Source organism: Limisphaera sp. VF-2 (assembly GCF_049537125.1).
Taxonomy (GTDB): Bacteria; Verrucomicrobiota; Verrucomicrobiia; order Limisphaerales; family Limisphaeraceae; genus Limisphaera.
This window is the reverse complement of sequence record NZ_JBMVQY010000001.1, coordinates 747,098-765,939: the sequence shown is the minus strand read 5'-3', so window position 1 is coordinate 765,939 and position 18,842 is coordinate 747,098. Positions and strand designations below refer to the sequence as shown.

Here is an 18,842-nt window from a genome sequence, read left to right as displayed (position 1 = left end):
CGGCTCAACGCTTTGCGTCGACCGCCTTCTCGAAGCGCAGGGCGGCCGAGTTGATGCAGTAACGCAGCCCGGTGGGCCGGGGACCGTCGGGGAAGACGTGCCCCAGATGACCCCCACACTTGGCGCAGAGAACCTCCGTGCGAATCATGCCGTGACTGTAGTCCGGCTGTTGCACGATGGCGTCGGGACTGGCGGGCGCATAATAGCTGGGCCAACCGCAACCGGAATCGTACTTGGTGTCGGAGGTGAACAGGACCGCGCCGCAGCCGGCGCACCGGTACACGCCCTTTTCCTTGTGATTCCAGTAGGCGCCGGAAAAGGCCGGCTCGGTCCCTTTCTGACGCAGAATGCGATACTGTTCGGGGGTCAATTGGGCACGCCATTCGGCGTCGGTTTTCTTGATGGGAAAGTCCATGGCTTTCTTGCGGGGCGGCGAAGCAGAACCCGGGCGGTTGGTGATCGGCTGGCCATGCAGGAGGCCGGCCGGCTCGGCGCCCAGCAGCACCGTCAGCAGCCCGATCGTCCAGAATGTTGGAATGCCGTGGACCCTCACGAGGTGCAATTTCTCCCAGAATGCGGCGGAGTCAACTGGGGGAGCCGCGATTGCGACGGTTCGCGGATTGCGCGACCGGTTTCCTCCTCAGGAGGGATCAGCGGCCGGCAGAATGGTCCAGTCGCCATGGAGGTACCGGCGGTAGAGGAAGTGCTCGACGAGGGCCGCGGGCGGCGGCAAGGCGGGGGCGTCGGCGTCCCAGGCCTGAATCAAGGCCTGCCGGACCCGGGAGGCGACCGCAGGCAGGGCTGTGAGGAATTCTGCGTGCGAGCGGTTCTGGCGATAGTCCGGTTGGCGGGAGGGCAGGGGCAGCACGGCCTCCATGAGATCCAGGGCGGGTTCGAGCAGGATCGTGCCATGAAAGAGCAGACAAGCACGTCGTCGTCGTTGGGCGTTGCCGGAGAATTTCCGGTTGTCCAGAGCCAGGTCCGTCTGCCCGCGCCATTGGACTCGGTGGTCGGCCAATCCGAGCATGCGGGCGAGGGCCAGGCGGTGTCGTTCGAGGATGAACTGGTTGGTGCGCGTGATGGATTCGGTGGGACTGCCGGGTTGGATCCGCAGCACCAGGGTGTAATTGAGACAGCCGGGCGTCTGCAGCACGGTACCGCCCCCGGAGCAGCGTTTGTACACGGGCAGGTTCAGGCGCCGGCAGGCCTCCAGGTTCACCTCCCGCTCGGGCTGTTGCCCGTAGCCCACGACGACGAAGGGTCGATCGGGGATCCAGAACCGCAGCCGCTCGACGTCGGCCTCCGTGCCGGCGTGGGCCTCGGCCCACTCCAGCAGCGCCTCGTCGGCGGCTAGGTTGGCCTCCGGGGTGGGCAGCGTCCAATCCAGATGTTTCATGGGCCCGGGACTGTGCTACGTTTGGGGCTGACAAGGCGCCCGATTTGGGTTTGCCTATCAGTCCGCTCCTGCGTGGACGCCGCGACGGCCGGACTGCGCGGCATTTGCGCGCGGAGCAGCAAGGGAATGCATCATACAACGTGAAAACGCCAGACAAAGTTCAGATGGCCGGTGCGCTGGCGGCGGCGGGCCGCCCGCGGCAATGGTACGAGTCGCTCGACACCGTGGTGGAAAAGGCCCTCGAACCGTACGGGCCCGAGGTGGCCGGTCGTTTCCTCCAGAGTCTGACCCGGCGGTTGATCCCCCCGGGGCAGAGCGGATTCCGCCCGGTCAGCACCCCCTACATCAACACGATCCCGCCCGAGGAACAGCCCGCCTACCCCGGCGATCGCGAACTGGAGCGACGCATCAAGAGCATCGTGCGCTGGAACGCCATGGCCATGGTGGTTCAGGCCAACATGCGCACCAACGTGGGCGGGCACATCTCCAGCTTTGCCTCCAGCGCCACGTTGTACGAGGTGGCCTTTAATCACTTCCTGCGCGGCCCCACGGAAGACTTCGTGGGCGACCTGGTGTTCTTCCAGGGGCATTCCGCACCGGGCGTCTACGCGCGGGCGTTCCTGGAGGGTCGCCTGACCGAGACCCAACTGCGGAACTTCCGTCAGGAACTGGCCCCGGGCGGGGGGCTCTCGTCGTATCCGCATCCCTATTTGATGCCGGATTTTTGGCAGTTTCCCACCGTCTCGATGGGGCTGGGGCCCATCGTGTCGATTTACACCGCCCGGTTCATCCGCTATTTGCGCGACCGGGGCCTGTTCACCGGCCAGGAACCGAAGGTGGTGTGCTTTGTGGGTGACGGCGAGACCGACGAGCCGGAAACGCTCGGTTCGATCTCCCTGGCGGCCCGCGAGCAGCTCGACAACCTGCTCTGGGTGGTCAATTGCAACCTGCAACGCCTCGACGGCCCGGTCCGGGGCAACGGCAAGATCATCCAGGAACTGGAAGCCGTCTTCTCCGGCGCGGGCTGGAACGTCATCAAGGTCATCTGGGGGTCGGACTGGGATCCGCTGCTGGCCGCCGACAAGTCCGGGCTCCTGCTGAAACGGATGGAAGAAGCCGTCGACGGCGATTACCAGAAGTATTCGGTCGAGCCCGGCAGTTACACCCGCCGACATTTCTTCGGCCGCTACCCCGAGCTGCTCGAGCTCGTCAATCATCTGACCGACGAGCAGATCCGCAAACTGATGCGGGGCGGTCACGATCCCGTGAAGGTTTACGCCGCCTACGCCGCTGCTTTCGCGCACAAGGGCCAGCCCACGGTCATCCTGGCCAAAACCATCAAGGGCTACGGCCTGGGCGAGGCGGGCGAGGGCCGGAACATCACCCATCAACAGAAAAAACTGAACGAAAAGGAACTGCGCGAGTTCCGCACCCGTTTCGGCATCCCCATCAGCGACGAAGAGATCGCCGAGATGCCCTTCTACAAGCCGCCGGAGGACAGCCCCGAAATGCGCTACCTCCACGAGCGGCGCCGGGCCCTGGGCGGATACCTGCCCCAGCGCCGCGTCGTACCCCAGACGCTGCCCGTGCCCCCGCGGGAGTTCTTTGCCGAGTTTTTCAAAGGCTCGGGGAATCTCGAGGTCTCCACCACCATGGCGTTTGTGCGCATCCTGAGTCTGTTGCTCCGGCACAAGGAGATCGGCCGTCGCATCGTCCCGATCATCCCGGACGAGGCGCGGACGTTCGGTTTGGACGCGCTGTTCCGCGAAGTGGGCATTTACTCTTCCAAGGGCCAGTTGTACGAGCCGGTGGACAAGAAATCGCTGCTCTACTACCTGGAAAAGAAAGACGGCCAGATTCTGGAGGAGGGCATTACCGAGGCCGGCGCCATGTCGTCGTTCATTGCCGCCGGGACCTCATATGCCACGCTCCGCCTGCCCATGATCCCGTTCTACATCTACTACTCGATGTTCGGGTTCCAGCGCGTGGGCGACCTCATGTGGCTGGCCGGCGACATCCGGGCCCGCGGTTTCTTGCTGGGGGCCACTTACGGCCGCACCACGCTCAACGGCGAAGGCCTGCAGCACCAGGACGGTCACAGTTTGTTGCTGGCGACCACCATCCCCACGTTGCTGGCCTACGACCCCGCCTTCGCCTACGAGCTGGCCATCATCATTGCCGACGGCCTGCGGCGCATGTACGTGAACAACGAGGACATCTTCTACTTCATCACGCTCTACAACGAGAACATGGCCATGCCGCCCATGCCCGCCGGCGTGGAAGAGGGCATTCTGAAAGGGCTTTACAAGTACAAGCCCGGCCCGGACGGGCTGAAACTCAGGGCCCACATCCTCGGCAGCGGCACGCTCATCCGCTCCGCGCTGCGGGCCCAGGAAATCCTGGCCGAGAAATACGGCGTGTCGGCCGACGTCTGGAGCGCCACCAGTTACAAGGCCCTGCGGACGGACGCACTCCGGTGCGAGCGCTGGAACATGCTCCATCCCACGCAGCCGCCGCGCAAACCGTACGTGGTGGAGCTGCTCGAACGCGAACAGGGTCCCTTCGTCGCGGTCTCGGACAACATGAAGATGGTACCCGACCAGATCGCGCCGTGGGTGCCCGGCGGATTGACCACGCTCGGCACGGACGGGTTTGGTCGCAGTGACACGCGACCGCGGCTGCGTCGTTTCTTCGAGGTGGATGCAGAGTGCACCGTCATCGCCACGTTGTGGGCGCTGGCGAAGAAGGGCATGGTCAAACCTTCGTTGGTCGAGCAGGCCATCAAAGATCTGGACGTGGACCCGGAGAAGGCGCACCCGGAGATCGTGTAGCAGGCAGCCGTGCCGCGCAGGGCGGACAAAGGCGATCCTTCGCCGGCGCGGGCCGCGCGCCGCGGCCTTCCGACGGCGATGGCACTGGAAGCGCCACCTCAGGACGGCCCGGGCACGGCACCCGGAACACCTTCCATCGCCAGCAACAATTGTTTCCACACCGGCCCCGCGCTGAAGCCTCCAAGTCCTCCGCCCGCCCGCACCACACGATGACACGGCACCAGCAGGGGGATCGGATTGGCCGCACAGGCCTGCCCCACGGCCCGGGCCGCCCCCGGCTTGCCGAGGGCCCGGGCGACTTGCCCATAGGTGCGCACCTCGCCGCGCGGAATCGCCTGAAGCGCTTGCCACACTCGTTGGTGGAAGACCGGATGGCCCGTCCAGTCCAGCGGGGGGAGGCCGCGGGGCCTTTTACCCTGCAAGACGGCCCGCACGGCCGAAACGGTCTGCCCATGCCAGCGCCGGACCTGTTCGGGAATCCGACGTACATCCGGCGCTGGAGAGCTCACCCGTCCCTTGGGGAACTCCAACCTGGCCAGCCCGCTCGGCGAGTACCGGGCCCGGAACACCCCCTGCTCCGTCACCACCGGCAGCTCCCAGAAGGGCGGGTTCGATGAATCCGCGGTCCGAGATGTTTTCATGCAAGACAATGGGTTCGATGACTCACGGGCTCCGGAAAATGGCCAGCAGAATCCCGGCGACCACCAGGGCCAGCCCGATCAACAGGGCAAGGGCCCGGTTTCGCGCAATTCGTTGTTCCACGCGGAGAGACCGCAACCCTGGCGCTCCGCCAGCGGCCAGCAACTGAACCAGTTCCGGGCTGGACGCCCGGGCACCGCGCAGTCTCTCCCGCCACCGACGCCACGCGGCGGGCAGGTCATAGCGCCGTACCCCGAACTCATTGTACAGTTCAGGGGTCGGTGGAGAGGAGGGCCCCAACCGGGGGCGCACCGGACGAATCTCAACCAACGCCGGCTCCTTTTCGCCGACGGCAGGTAGGGCTCGTTTGACCTCCCCGAATCTCGCGCCCGGATCTCCCGGAGGGGCATCCTCGGCCGAAGACGACGCACCGGAATCGCTTCCGACCCCACCCGCAGCGTTGCTGAGGCGCTGCTCCAGCAGGCGAATTTCCTGCTCCAGGGTGAGGATGCGGCTTTTCAGCTCGCGCTCGCGCGCCTTCCACGGATCCCGCTTGAATCTCCACCAAGACATGGGGACCTTCCGCATCCCAGGACCGTTCCTGCGCGGAGCTTACACTAGGTCATGGGTTCCGACGACTTCAAGGCGGCGCGTCGCAGCCACATGCCGAGCGCAAGCAGGCAAAAACCCGCCAGGCCTTGAAAATTCAGGAACATTTGCGAACGCGGCCAGGCTGAGGAGGGAAGGCCGGCCTCCAACAGGATGGCCGCGCCGGAGGCCATCAAGAGCCAACCCGTAACCAGCCGGATCAGACGGTTGCGCATATCTTGCCGAACCGCGCAGGTCTATCGCAGCCACTGAGCGACCATCCAGCCCAGGCCCAACAAGAGCAAGACCGCCGCCACGGGCCACGTGAGCGCCAACCCCAGGCGCGCCAATCGGCCCCAGCCGAGCTCGTCCAAGCTTTCGACCCAGGTGGGCGGCCTGCCGGACGCAGAGTCGGCCCGCGAAGGGGCACCCGAAGAGTTGAGGATCGGAAACTTGAGGCGGGCACTGTTCCATTCCATCCGGGCGTTTTCGAGCACCGTCAGGGCCCGCGTCAGCTGCAGGTTCAAATCCTCCGGTGTCCAATCTTCTTCCCGAATGGCACGGATTTTTTCCAACGCATCGCGGAAGGCTGCCAGCGACCTCGCCATTTGTTCGGCTTGTTGTCGGGCTTCCTGTTCGGCCTCTTCCAGCAGCCCAATGCCCCGGGTGAGGTTTTGAAGCATTTCCTCGCGGCCGGTGTGCCATTCGGTCTGCCGCCGACGCAGCTCCTCGAGGGCCGCCCGCTCTCGTTCGAGTGCTTCCTGCTGCTGTTTCAACTCGGCCAGCCGCTGTTGGGTCTCCAGGACCCGCGCTTCCACCTCCTCGCGCTTCACGGGACGGTCCGCCCCTGCCCGAAACGTCGCGGCCGTGCCGGCGCCCGGACGCCCCACCTGCATGTCCGGGTCCACGAATTCGGAAGGATCAAACGCCGCTGCCATGCCCGTGACTCTAGGTCTTCTCTGGCAACCAGTAAAGCGGGAGCGATGCATCCCAACGGACGCAGGCGCGTATCGCGTTTCGGGCACCCCGAGAGCTCCGCGGCATTCCGGGCTTCCCGGCACGGGAACGCCGCGGGAAAAGTGCATTCTCTCGGGATTCTTGGGTGCGGGCTCCAAATCGGAAATGCGCGCATCCCACACGAGACGGTCGAATGCCTGCAGGGCACGGAAGCCTCCACGGTGCACGACGCCAGCCGTAATTCCGATGATTCGCCGTCGTTGCTTTCTGATCGCAGCCGGCGCACGGGTGATCGAGTGTGCCGAAGCCACGACCCTGCACGGACACGGTCGGCGGTCGGGCGCGCCCGCTCCCTCTGCGATCCGGCGAGTTGCTCGGGCCGTCTCCGGGCCGCTGGACCGTGTGGAACAAAGCAGCTCCCCCGTCTGGCACGTCGTGACGGCCTCCAGATTCCCGCCTTTCAGTGGCGGTGGACTGGCGCGCGGACCCGGCCCCTGGGGGATCGAGCGGCTTGGGCGTCATCCCCGCTGCGAGGGATGGGGTCTGATGGCACCTGAGTGCCGGCGGCCACGCCGCGCAGGCCGCCCGTCCTGAACCGAGCCGCAAACGCCGTGCCGAGCTTGGACCGGATCCTGACCTCTGTTCTGGCCGCGACTACAATGGGCACCGCGGCCCCGTCGATCCCATGGCCCGGCCACAGGGAACATGGATTACATGGCCTACGCCCCGCCGCCGAAAACGGTCTGGGATCCCTGCAAGATTCTCGCGGACCGGAGTGGGCGGCCCGCTACAACCGCCGCCCCGTGTGCTGCGCCAAATCCGGGCCATCCTCCGTCGTGATGTTCTGCGCGCCCGGCTGATCCATCTTCGGGCCGAGCCCTGCACGCGGGTGGAAGCCGCTACCAGTCACCCGTTGGGGGCGCGGTGGTTCATCCCTGGTGCCCGCGCACCTCAGGCGGGACCACCAGGGCCTTTCCGGCCGGGTCAGGGAGAAGAGACTCACGTCGCACAAAAACCTGGTCAGTCTCTTCTTGCCTCTTTCGCCACGCAAGCCCGCCGTGCCCACGAGCCCCGCCTTTCCGGCGAAGAAAAACCGGGTATCCAGCCTGCCACGCCCGGCTGAGCTCCTGAGTTGCGCGTGTAAGCCAGTTTTCCCCGACTCATAAGATGCGGGTTTGGCTCGATACAAACTGTTCGGTGACGCGACGCGGCAAGACCAACACGCACCTGATGAAGTGGATTGTTCTCGGGAGTGCCCTGTTCCAAGGCGGGTGGTTCATGTTTGATGGCGGTCGTGCGCTGGTCATCGCAGATCACGTGACGCCGACCTCCGGACCACGTGCGGGCCAGCCTGGCCCTCGGTCACGGATTGGATCTGCGGTTGGGTTTGAGCCGCGGAGCACTTCGATCAAGTGCCTCCCCCTTTACCCGGGCATCGCGTGGCTCTTCGGCTTGGCCGCTTTCGTGATATGCCCGCGGACGGGCTGGTGGGTTGTTCTTTGCTGCGGCATTGCGAGGCTTGGGTATTTACCGATGGGCCCTTTCCTGAGCATTGCGGCAGTGGCGTTACTGCTCCCGCGGCAGCTTCGGAGTTCATGGTGGGAGGGTTTCAGCGAACATGATCAGTGACGCGGACAGACAGCCCGCTTCTCTCAATTCCAGGTTGGCCGGCTTCTGCCGGTCACGAGGCGGGGTCGCCCAGGGCGGGAGCCCCTCGATCCACTCACAGCCGCACACTCCAGCTTGCGACGAGCGCAGCCACGCCGTGGATCGTGGCTCGATCCGACGACATTCTGTGGCCGCTGCCGGAAGGGGGCGGATAATCCGGAGGGAGACCTTTGGCCGAGCGCCCGGCGCGGCTGGTTCATTGAAATCCGCCGACTTCCGCCGGCGGCCACGGGGCTGGAACTGGAATCCGTTGCCACAAGACCAAGGGCCGAGGATCCCAAGAGAGAGGATTGCACCGAATGGCACCCCTTGGGGCAACGAGGCGGATCGTTAGGAGATCCGCCGACTTCCGTCGGCGGCTACGGTGTTGAATTCGCACTGGGCTCTGGATTCCGCCCGAAGACCGGTAGAATTGGTTCTTAACCTTCTCAGCCAAGGGGAAGCTGCCCAAGTGGGACCCGACCTGCTTTCCAGAGGTCCGCCGTGCACATGACACTCGACTTCCGCTTTGCCATAAGGCGCGCACATCCGGTTCCCGGTGTGTTCAGACCACGCCACCTTTCCGAAAAGCATCCCGCAAGTCCCGGCCCTGGAAGGACCGTCAGCTTCAGAACAGGTCCTTCCACTGCCGGGCGGACCCCGGGCATGCAGGAGGCACCGGCGCTGCGCTTTGCGCTGGGGACTTAATGACGTTGGGGTTCACGACGGCTGGCATGATGTGTTGATGGTTCCCGACGCCCCGGGCGATGTTGTCTTGAACGGAGAGGCCGACCGGACTTATTTGGAGATCGCAGGACTTGTTTTCCCGACAGCCGGGCCGCGCGGGCTGTGGGACGAAGGCCGGACGTTATGCGAGCAGACAATTCAGTGCGCAGCTTCATCGAGTTCCTTTTTGACCGGCCCGTACCGTATGAATGGCCGGAGGAAAGGGACGCACACCCGCGCGAGCCGGAGCAGATCGCCCTCCTGATCGCGGAAATGTTCGAAAACTCCGGCCGGCTTCTGGAGCGCTTCTCCGATGCGCAGCTCGACCAGGGGCTGTGGTTCGTGGTGAGCGGGGACGGCTCCGAGTTCATGTTCTCATTGGTAGAAGAAAAGGTTCCTCTGGCGGTACGGGTCCGCGCGCTTCGATCCTTTGTTCCCCTCTTCGAGCAAGTGATGGCTCTGCGTTGCTCGCCCGTTTTGTGTCATCTGGACGAGCCCGGCGCAAAACCGCTCAATGACGTTTGTTACATGTGGTGGGATATTCTCCCGATCCATGGTCGTCCCGATCTGCCGGAGCGCAGAGCCTTCGATGCCGAGGTTCTTCTCGTACTTGCGCGACTCCTCGCCATTCCCCACGACGCCTGTCGCGAGAGCGCCCTCCATGGCATCGGCCACTGGTGCATCTATTATCCCGAGCTTGGCCGGGTCGTGGACGATTTCCTGGCACGGACTCCGGACCTGCGCCCGGAGCTTGTGGCTTATGCAGAGAGAGCGAGGGATGGATGTGTTTTGTGATCGTGATGCGACTGGCGCAAAGCGGCCGGGAACACCAGGGTGCGGTGTGGTCCAGTCCTTTCGGCACTTGTGGAGAGGTTTTGTGGGGTCCAGAGTTATCGAAGGAGCGGGGTCGGGGACGGTTGATCACCGGAACCATGACGAATCCCATGCCGAGGGAGGTCGAGTCATGGATCCCCACCGGGCATTTGAGGCTCCGGTTCATCTCTGGCCCGGGTCATGTCCCCGGTTTGGCATCGGGAGAAGAAGACGTTGGTTCATCGGGCGACCGGTCGGGAGCGTAATCTCGGATGTTCCATCTACCGAAGGCCTTCGAGCTTGGGAATTCGGCGCGGCGAGCGGGATGGTCATGCGGAGCGGGAACCGAGCATTGCGAGATGCCGTCGGGTTCACTGGCGCGAATTGAGCTCACTTCCCGATTCATTGGAACGCGGCTGGCGGGAGACGCTCTTCCTACGATCTTCTTCGCGAGGCTCAGGTTCGCTGAGGTGACTCGGCGGGTCAATCGGTTGGCTGCCGCAAAGATCGGGGACGGCGGAAGGCATGCCGTCGCGGAAGAAGCAGCTCGAGCCGCAGCGTCCACCCGAGGTGCAGTCGCTGCGCCGGCCCTCTTTGGCTGGAGCACGCCTGAACCGCTTCCCCGTCCCTTGTCGCACGGCGTCGTTCGGATCGGGGGGCACGGGGATCCCTGATCGTTCTCGAACCGCGAGGTTGTTGGGATCGTGGTTTCTCTTTGCTGACAGGGTCCCTTGTGGCTTCTCGACCGACTGGAGCGATGCCGTCCGGGCCTCAAGGCGCCATGCCCACGTCTGCCCTGACTCGCTTCGATCCGTCGTCGGGATTCATTGTGCCCTTTGGCTCGTGACAATGGGCACGTAGCCCACGTCCAGACCCGGTGGCGGCGTGACCAGCAGGCCGGGATCCAGCGATACCAGTTTGCCGCGCGTGGGCGGCGGCATGTAATCGCGATCCGGGGGCCAGCAAGCATGGATTCTCTCGACGAGCGCCTGGAGTTTTTCCTTCTTCTCGCGAGTCCAGTTGTATTGCTGGAAGGCGGGCTGATCGACGAAACGATACCACCAGTAGGTCACCACCGAACCGTCTCTGAGCCTGGCTGTGAAAGGGCCGAGCTTCGGGCCGGGCCGGGCCCAGGCGCCCGTGGCGGGTGAAGTGTAGGGTCCGCCCACCCTGGCCAGCGTGAACTGCTGCGCATGCAGCCGGCTTTCCGCTGGCACTTCTGCAGCCGGAATGGCGATGCGCTGGTCGCCGGTTTCCCTGTAGTATTGGGGGAACGATCCAGCGGGGGCGATGTCGTTGGTGAACCATTGCAGGCCCCAAACGTTACCCTCGAAGATGCGTGTGTCGAACACGCGCTCGATGCCTGCCACGCGTTTGCCGGCCTGGGTGTAACGAGGAGTGCGCGTGGTCAAGCGGGGTTTGAAAGCGCCTTTGAGATCGAAGCGGCCCGGGCAGTTGGCACCTCCGTCGCGCCAGGCTTTGAACGGGTCGTAGAGCGCCGCCTTTGAGTAGTAAGTGACGTCCTGGACCAGATACGCCCGGCCCTGAGCATCCACGGGCCACTGCAGCCGGGGAATCCTGGAGTAGGTCGTTCCCCGGCCGTCCCGGGCGTCGAAGCGCGGAACGGTGTTGATCTCCATTGCGCCTCCGCCCATGATGGCGGGTCGCGTATCGAGGCCGCGTCCGTAAAGAAAGGGATAACGGAAGAGCTTGCCAATCTTGCTCCACGTCTCGGGGATGTAATAGGCGATGGGGCCCTTGAAGTTGGCCGTGCTCAGGAAGCAGGTCCAGCTCTGGTCACCCGTCGGCGGGTCGTCGGAGGAGGGATCGGTCAAGGGCAATGCCATCCAGGAATAGCCGAAAAACTCACCGTTCGGATTGCCATCGAACGGCAGCCCGTCGGGCGGGATGAGAACGCGATTGCTGAGCTGGGCGATGCCGAGGCGGTCGTCCGGCAGGGCCTCGTTGCTCTGGAAAAACGACCAGCCGGGCGAACCGATTTCGTAGTCGTAGCATTGCGGGGTGCCGTTCATGCTGAACTTGGGTGGTCCGTAACGGAAGTGGTTGCCGGCCCAGTAGCCCAGGCCACCTTCGATGGTCTGGAAGACGGTACTCCACGTGGGCCCCCGCTCCTTCCATCTGCGGGCGAGCGTGCCCTCCGGGCACAGCGGCACGTCTTTGTTGTCCGAGTTGTCCGGTTGAATCCAGGAACTCGGCAAACCGATCTGGAAGTGGGCCAGCGGTTGGTCCACCAGGGTCCAGACCGCCACGTAGAAGCCCATGCCGGCGTGATAGCCGCCTTCGGCCGGCAACGGTTCATGGGCGAAACCGATGTAACCGTGCAAGGCCTCCGAATCGGAGATGATGTGGAACGACGCAGGCTCGCCGTCGCGATTCGGCTCCCCTCCCTGGGACCAGCAGGTTGCAGCCAGCAGGATCGAACTCAGGATCTCCAGAATCAACCTTCTCATAAGCAAGCTGGGAGCTTCGTAACACTTGCCCCACCCGCGATCTGGCTCCGGCTCATTCGCGACGTCGCTTCGCCGTATGCTTTCGCACTGTGCAGGAGACATCATACCATCCGGCTTCCTCGTTCGCATTGAAGCGTCTGGTTCCGGGTTCCAGGGGCATTCCGGGACGACCTGAGCCATCCTGCCCGTGCAGATTTCCAGCGCCCGCCTCCCGGCATATTTGGGCCCTGAGCAGCGGTCCTGATCCTTCCAGCTGACCTGCGTCAGTGGTCTTGCCCCCAACGCACTCTGGAACCTTAGAGGACGGGGAGGTTGTTCTGTAGGAAAGAGCTAACAAGGGCTTGAAAGCGGCACGCGTTTCCCCAGAGCGTATGCACAAGGCATTGTGGGAGGAGAGCTGTTTCTCCAGACCACCGTCTTGCAACCTCCTGGTAGCGAAGCGGAGCCGGATCGGATCTCCAGGGGCGGGCTCGTTCCAAACATGCCGACCGCGAGCAAGAAGGAGCCACATCCTCTGAGAAGAAGATGCCAGCCCGGACGCGCCGGGCCGCGCAGCTTCTGCGAATCTGACAGGGCCAAACCCGAGGTTGTCGAAGTCTCGCGCGGGCAACATCGTCGGGGGCGTGGTCATTACATGTCCAGGCGCGGGCAAGAACTGCGGGCCTGTCATGGCTTCGGTTGTCGTGGTTTTGTACACGGGATTGGCGTTGTGAGGTTGGTACCTGGTGGGAACACGGCTCATGGCTGCAGCAGCACCACCCAGTCCTCTTGTATGTCGGTGGGCGGCTGCCCCAGCGACACCCGGCCTCCCCCATGCACGCGCGTCACCGAACCAATCTGCAGGGAACCTCCGGCGCGAGGGTTGAACCACCGCACAGCGAACTTCCCCCCGACGCCGGTCAGGTCCAATTCGGCGGTGCCACCGCGGGGCAGGTACACCACGTATGGGCCCCCGGGTCGGGCGAGGCAGAATCGGGTGTTTTCGTTTCCGGGGTTGTCCACCAGGGTGTTGGCACTCCGCATGTCCCAGAAGGGGAGGTTGTGGTTACGGAAGAACTCCAGGGCGATGCGGCCGTAATCCCAGGAGCGCTCCCGGCTGCGCCAGTCCTGACAGAGCAGGTCGTTCTCGGGCAGTTCGTAGCCAAAGTAGTATTCGACACCTGTGCCGCCGGCCATGAGGTTCCCCCAGAGGGTAAGTTTTCGGATGTCGTTGAGGTCATAGCCCACTGGATGACCGTTGCGCCTCAGGCCGGCATAGCCCTGGTAACCGGGGTCCGGCGGTACCCCCGTGTCTGCGTTTCCCTGCTCGTCATTGGCAACCACCCAGGGGCGGCCGCTGCGCGCCGATTCCGTGACCCACCGGAGTGTCCAGCGATGGACTTGATGCCAGGCGCATTGGACGGACGCGCCGGTGAGTGCGGATTGTTCTCCCAAGAGAGGACCGTACACCTCCGCTTGCTGATGTGGGTAGGTGTGCAGAACGCGAGGATGTTGGTAGGGATCGGTCCGGCGAAGGAATTCCGCCATGGCGCGAATCTCCTCGGAAGTTTGTGTATTTTCTTCGCCGAGGTTCCAGTTCAGCGCCAGCAGATGGCCGAAACGGGCGATGAGTTCGCGCAGGTAAAGCTTGCGCTCGAGGCCCAAGCGGCCCCCGTCCAACGCTTCGGGCACACGTCCCGGGGTGCGCTCGGGCCCCAGACGTTCGTCGTCGTTCTCGGTTTCCTGGAGCTTGAAGTGGAGAAAAATGCCGAGGCGGATGGCATGGTCGAACACGATCCCCCATTGATCGAGTTTCGAGCAGTCGTAGTGCAGTTTTGCGTCTCGCGCCACGAATGGCCAGACGTTGTCGCCGTCGCCACCGGCGTTGTAGGTGAGGAAAGAGACGGCGTTGCCACCCCGGCTGGCGAGGTAGTTCAGCGCGCCGATGAGGCCCTTTCCCTTGACGTTCTTCCAGGTCGGATCGCCGGGGCGCCAGTCTTGTACATGGGGCTCCCACGTCTTCAGGGGCACGCCGTTTTTGCGAGCCTCGGTCCCGTCGAAGTCCGCATAGGCGAGCAGGGTCTCCGGGGAGTCTGCTCCGACTTTGAGGAAGTACGTACCCGAACCTGCGAACCGCAGGTGGTGGCGTCCGACATAAGCCAGGCGACCATGGGCGCGAAAATCCCGGCCGGTCTTATCCGTCGGCGTCACGGTGAAACTGCCGGTCTTGCCGTGATATGGCGCCAGGGGCTCACCTGTCGGCGTGTCATCGACGGCCACGAGCGGGCCTTTGAGGAGGGAAATGGTGTACGTCCAGACACCAGGCTTGTCGGGCGCGAGGTGGGCGCGCCATTTCGTGCCCGACTCGGCCGAGGTTTCGGCGGCCTGCCCATCGGCAGCGAAATAGCCGGGCACCAGGTAATCCGGTGCACCGGATTCGTGTCGGAAGCGCACGGCGAACCGGTAATCCGTAAATGGATTGGGCGAGGTGTCGCGTCCGTGTGCGAAGGGACCATCCAGCGTCAGCGTGACCTTGTGCCATTGCTTCAACTCGCCCGAAATGCTCACGGACCCGTTGCCGTCCGGTAGCCGGGGGTGGTTCAATTCGGAGCGGGCGACCCGCATCTTCCCCGGGGAAGCAGACGTTGTCCCGCCGTGCTCGCCGGGCGGACGCGTGTGAGAGGTCGTCCCGGTCGAAGTCTGCTGCGCCATCCAAGGTCCGGCGGCGCACTGACAAAGCCCCATCAAGATCGCCGCGCCCGGGCGGACCCAGGCAGCGATCCTGGTCAAGAACCGTAGACCCCTGGAGGTGGAGGCGCCGGAACATCGAAATGCTTTTTGTCGCCGGATCTCGCCCAGCGAAGATTCCCCGGGCTGGCAGGTCCGGGCGGTGGCGGACGGACCTTCGATTGCTGGCTGGAGGTGGGGATGTTCGTCTCGGGCCGGAGCCATGCCGTAAAGCTACGCGGAGTTCCCCCGGGCGTCCAAGTTGGGATTTTGCGCAGGAATCCGGTCTGTGTTCCGCAGGGATCCGGCGCGGCCGGCCGCGGATCGGGGTGCCACAAGATGGTTGGCTGAGCCTGCCCTGGCCGGTCGAGGCTTTCAACACCCTGGCGCAGGAGGCTGCCTCCGCATGCGCCGGTGAAAATGGGGCTCTTGGGCGGGGCGGGGCGCGATGACACAGGAACTGCGGTGTGACAGCGGACGGGCGTTCGGAGCGTGGGGCTCCGAAGGATTTTCGTTGCGTGGAATCCATCGCCCGCGGGCTGCGGGAATCTCGTGAAAAGGTCCCTCGCGCCTCTTGGGAAAGACACGGCAGCACGCGATGTGCTGGAAACCCGTAGATGGGTGTGCGGATGCAGGGTCAGATCCGATAAGCAGCCTGAGGGGGATGCGTTTCAGGGCAGCGGCCTGAGCCGGGGGCGGGAGTGTAGGGCGGCGCCGGACGGGCTCTTCCATTTGGCGCAGGGCAGGGATGCCATGGGTTGACCGGGCCGGGGATCCGGGTTAACGAGGTGGCGTCCCGTTTGCCTGAAACGATGCGAAGAGAGGGGGAAGAAGAACATGCCCTCGATGGTGGCAAGAAAAGGCTCAACACTTCAGATTTGCAGTGGTTGGGTGTGGATGCTGGTCGTTGCTGCGCAGATGCACGCGGCCACGGTGGCGTACTGGCGGTTCGAAGAGGGGCCTGCCGACGGGCTGGTGGTGCATGCCGGGGCGGATGGCGCGTTTCATGGCACGGTGCGGGATGGATCCGGGAACGGGAATCATTTGTCCGCGTGGACGCAGGGTGGATATGCCGGGTTTGCCTACCGCACGAACGTGGCTTCGGGGCGCGTACCGCAGTTCGGATGGACGAACCGCTTCAGCGTGCAGAACACGGGCAATTACCCGGCGATGTTTACTTCGGCCCAGCACAGCCGGCCGTCCGGGATCAATCTGGACGCGATCCTGCCGGTGCAATTCACCGTGGAGGCATCTTATCGAGCCGTGGCCAGCGGCGGCTACCGCACCGTGGTGGGTCGTGACGCGCGCAATGTATCGCGGTCGGATCCGAATTTGGCGGCCTTTTATTTGCAGGTGCGTCCGGATGACAGTGTCGCAGTGGTGTTCACCGATGTTTCGGGCTACACCCATCGGGCCTTTTCGCCGCCGGGCTGGGTGTATGGGATCAGTCCGGGTGGTGCGGAGGCGCCGTGGTATCACCTGGCGGCGGTCAGCGATGGCAACACTTTGAAGCTCTATGTGAACAATCTGTTGGTGGCGAGCACGGATCTGGTCGCCAGCGGCAGTCCGAATCGTGCACTGGTCCGGGGCTCCGGGACGGGGCCGGATTGGGTGGCGGGTGCTTGGTCCGTGGGACGGGGGTTGTACGCGGGTGTGCACACGGATCGGGCGTACGGCTTCATCGACGAGGTCCGGATTTCGGACCGGGCGCTGGAGCCGGGCGAGTTCCTTTTCGCGCCCCGGCCGGTAGCCTCGATGGGCGGCGTGGTTGCAGGGTCCGTTTCCCTGGAGGTTGCCCATGGTCCGCCGGGGATGAGTTTTCAGGTCTTGCATACCACCGACGCCCGTCTGCCGTGGAGTCGGTGGAGCAACCTGGGGACCCACGCCTTCGACGCGCAGGGCCGGGCTGTGGTGAGGGTGACCGGGCTGCCGGTGGAGCTGCCGCATTTTTATGCGATTCGGACCGCGGTGGTACCGCCGCCGCCAGGGCCGCTGACCTATTCGTTGGCGCCGGGCTGGCAGAACTGGCCGGCGGACATTCGGGAGCGCATCGTGTATGCCATGGAAGGCGCGGTGGCGCAGTACAACAAATGGGGCACATTCCGCAAGCATTTGACCGTGAATTACAATCCCGGGGTTCCCACGGCGCAGGCCAGTTACAGTGGCTGGATCGATTTCGGAGGTCAAATCGGGTACCGGACGGCGCTGCACGAGATTTCGCACACACTGGGGGTGGGCACGACGTGGCAGTGGCAGGCAAACCTTGCGGGTGGGGTCTGGCAGGGCCCGCATGGGCGCCAAAAGATCCAGGAATTCGACGGCCCGGGGGCGGTGATCTACTCGGACGGGACGCATTTCTGGCCTTATGGATTGAACTATGACAACGAGGCCAGCACGGAGAGCATTCGACGTCACGTGTTGCTGGTGGAGGCGTTTCGGAAGGACATGGGTTTGGAGTGATTGCGCAGGGCAGGGTGTCGCGGCACGGGCGGATCCCGCCTCGCGCCCGGGGCCGGGGTTGGCGAGGTCTGAATTCGCTGCCAAGGAGAACCGGCCCCTGAACAGGTGGGCCAGTGGGACAACGGTTCAGGGTGCGGCTGCCGGGATCGGTGGCTGGGGCCGACTTTCTTGCGGCGGGGCGGGTCGGGGGACGGGTGTCTGGCCCAGCCAAACTCCGCCCACGATGAGCACCAGTGCAAAGGCGAAGCGGACCGTGACGGGTTCTTCCAACCACCAGGCGGCCCAGGCCATGGTGGTGATGGGGATGAGGTTGTTGAAGAGGAGGACGCGGCTGGCCTCCCAGTGCCGGAGCGCATGGGTCCAGAGACCGAACGCGGCCACGCCGCCCGCAAGGACACAGTAGAGTTGGACGGCGATCAAATCCGGCCGCCAGGGGAGAGGGCGACTCAGCAGCTCTGCGGTGGACCAGGGCAGCAGCCACACGGCGGCGCGCCACATGCTGTGGGCCGTGACTTCCGCGCTGTTGAGGTGTTGGCCCAGCCAGCGGCACTGGCGGCCGAAGTGGGTCCACAACACGCTGGCCAGCAGTCCCAGGAGTTCACCCTTCCAGCCCCAGTGGTCCCGGGTCAGGGCCGGTGCGGTCAGCACGGCAACGCCGCACAGTCCCAAGAAGGCGGCCGCGTAGCGGCGCAGGATGTGGTGCGCGGTGGGTGTGCGGTGTTCCCACAGGAGCGCCCAGATGGGGGAGGCCGCCAAGAGCAATGCCACGTGAGAGGCGGAGGTGTGTCGCAGCGCCTCATTGAACACCACGATATAGGCTGCGAGGCTGAACCCACCGCGCCACCAGAGGGCTCGTTGCAGACGAGCCGGGACGGGTTGCCAGTCGCCCAGCCAACGGGTCCACCGCAGAACGGCCAACAGCAGCAGGCCGGCGGCCAGAAACCTCGTGCTGCCCGTGAAAACCGGCGGCCAATCGCGGACCAGGTAACGGACACCGGTGTTGTTGCAGCCCCACAACAACACGGCCACCAACAATCCCAGGACCAAGCGGCTTGTGGCGGGAGGGACGGTATTCATGGGGAGCCTTCGTGCGGGATGAAAGGACCGTGCGGTTGGCTATCGGAAGCGGGAGCCGCGGGGACAGGCCGGGAGCACCGGCGGCGGGGCGGCGCCGGGTGACGCTTGGAGAAACCGGCATGCGCACGTATGCTGTGGACATGAAGCATTCACCGGGCTTTTTGGCGCTGGTCAACGAGGCCAGGAAACACATTCGGGAGATCACGGTGGCCGAACTGCGTGCGCGCCTCGAAGTCAATCCGCAAGCGGTCCTGGTGGATGTGCGCGAGGATCACGAGTGGAACGCGGGTCATGCCCGGGGCGCGGTGCATTTGGGTCGGGGGATTTTGGAACGCGATATCGAGCGCCGGTTTCCGGACAAGGAGACCGAACTGATTTTGTATTGCGGAGGCGGCTATCGGTCCGCCCTGGCGGCGGAGGCGGCGCAGCGGATGGGCTATCGGCGGGTGGCTTCATTGATCGGGGGATATCGTGCACTGCTTTTGGCAGAGTGGCCCATCGAGTCCGGGGAAGCCCCGCCCCCGCAGTGAA

The 18,842-nt window shown here is 64.6% G+C and carries 13 protein-coding genes; 4 read left to right on the top strand and 9 right to left on the bottom strand.

Annotated features, from left to right (window positions below; translation table 11 throughout):
- Positions 1–4 precede the first annotated feature (4 nt).
- Positions 5–415 (bottom strand): peptide-methionine (R)-S-oxide reductase MsrB, encoded by a 411-nt coding sequence (gene msrB / locus ACPDIT_RS02710; RefSeq protein WP_423442563.1) that lies wholly within the window; start codon positions 413–415, stop codon positions 5–7.
- Positions 416–640: 225 nt separating this feature from the next.
- Positions 641–1,396, bottom strand: coding sequence for a lipoate--protein ligase family protein (locus tag ACPDIT_RS02705; RefSeq protein ID WP_423441307.1), 756 nt, complete (start codon positions 1,394–1,396; stop codon positions 641–643).
- Between the two features lie 164 nt (positions 1,397–1,560).
- Between ACPDIT_RS02705 and aceE the strand changes: the two genes are divergently transcribed.
- Positions 1,561–4,227: a pyruvate dehydrogenase (acetyl-transferring), homodimeric type gene (gene aceE, locus ACPDIT_RS02700; RefSeq protein ID WP_423442562.1), complete on the top strand. Its 2,667-nt coding sequence runs from the start codon at positions 1,561–1,563 to the stop codon at positions 4,225–4,227.
- 98 nt (positions 4,228–4,325) lie between these two features.
- Here the strand turns inward: aceE and ACPDIT_RS02695 are convergent, their stop codons facing one another.
- The 4 genes from ACPDIT_RS02695 to ACPDIT_RS02680 are packed head-to-tail and all read right to left on the bottom strand — an operon-like array spanning position 4,326 to position 6,392.
- Entirely contained in the window at positions 4,326–4,868 is a 543-nt protein-coding gene (locus ACPDIT_RS02695) for a methylated-DNA--[protein]-cysteine S-methyltransferase (protein WP_423441305.1), read from the bottom strand.
- A 22-nt stretch (positions 4,869–4,890) separates the two neighbouring features.
- Complete coding sequence (locus tag ACPDIT_RS02690; protein WP_423441303.1) at positions 4,891–5,439, bottom strand: hypothetical protein; 549 nt, start codon at positions 5,437–5,439, stop codon at positions 4,891–4,893.
- Between the two features lie 44 nt (positions 5,440–5,483).
- Positions 5,484–5,690 (bottom strand): hypothetical protein, encoded by a 207-nt coding sequence (locus ACPDIT_RS02685; RefSeq protein ID WP_423441301.1) that lies wholly within the window; start codon positions 5,688–5,690, stop codon positions 5,484–5,486.
- A 21-nt stretch (positions 5,691–5,711) separates the two neighbouring features.
- Positions 5,712–6,392: a hypothetical protein gene (locus ACPDIT_RS02680; RefSeq protein ID WP_423441299.1), complete on the bottom strand. Its 681-nt coding sequence runs from the start codon at positions 6,390–6,392 to the stop codon at positions 5,712–5,714.
- A 2,536-nt stretch (positions 6,393–8,928) separates the two neighbouring features.
- On the opposite strand from ACPDIT_RS02680, the gene ACPDIT_RS02675 reads away from it, so the two are divergent.
- The gene (locus tag ACPDIT_RS02675) at positions 8,929–9,579 is read left to right on the top strand and encodes a hypothetical protein (protein ID WP_423441298.1); all 651 of its coding nucleotides are present in this window, start codon (positions 8,929–8,931) and stop codon (positions 9,577–9,579) included.
- A gap of 842 nt (positions 9,580–10,421) precedes the next feature.
- Here ACPDIT_RS02675 and ACPDIT_RS02670 read toward each other — a convergent pair.
- Positions 10,422–12,068 (bottom strand): hypothetical protein, encoded by a 1,647-nt coding sequence (locus ACPDIT_RS02670; protein WP_423441296.1) that lies wholly within the window; start codon positions 12,066–12,068, stop codon positions 10,422–10,424.
- 738 nt (positions 12,069–12,806) lie between these two features.
- On the bottom strand, positions 12,807–14,615 hold the full coding sequence (locus ACPDIT_RS02665; protein WP_423441294.1) for a DUF5060 domain-containing protein: 1,809 nt from the start codon (positions 14,613–14,615) through the stop codon (positions 12,807–12,809).
- 1,005 nt (positions 14,616–15,620) lie between these two features.
- On the opposite strand from ACPDIT_RS02665, the gene ACPDIT_RS02660 reads away from it, so the two are divergent.
- A complete protein-coding gene (locus tag ACPDIT_RS02660; protein ID WP_423441293.1) occupies positions 15,621–17,234 on the top strand; it encodes a LamG-like jellyroll fold domain-containing protein in 1,614 nt (537 codons plus the stop codon).
- 126 nt (positions 17,235–17,360) lie between these two features.
- Here ACPDIT_RS02660 and ACPDIT_RS02655 read toward each other — a convergent pair whose 3' ends face one another.
- Complete coding sequence (locus ACPDIT_RS02655) at positions 17,361–18,311, bottom strand: DMT family transporter (RefSeq protein ID WP_423441291.1); 951 nt, start codon at positions 18,309–18,311, stop codon at positions 17,361–17,363.
- 140 nt (positions 18,312–18,451) lie between these two features.
- Here ACPDIT_RS02655 and ACPDIT_RS02650 point away from each other — a divergent pair, with 140 nt between their 5' ends.
- Positions 18,452–18,841, top strand: a complete 390-nt coding sequence (locus ACPDIT_RS02650; RefSeq protein WP_423442561.1) for a rhodanese-like domain-containing protein — start codon at positions 18,452–18,454, stop codon at positions 18,839–18,841.
- The last annotated feature ends 1 nt before the right edge of the window (position 18,842 follow it).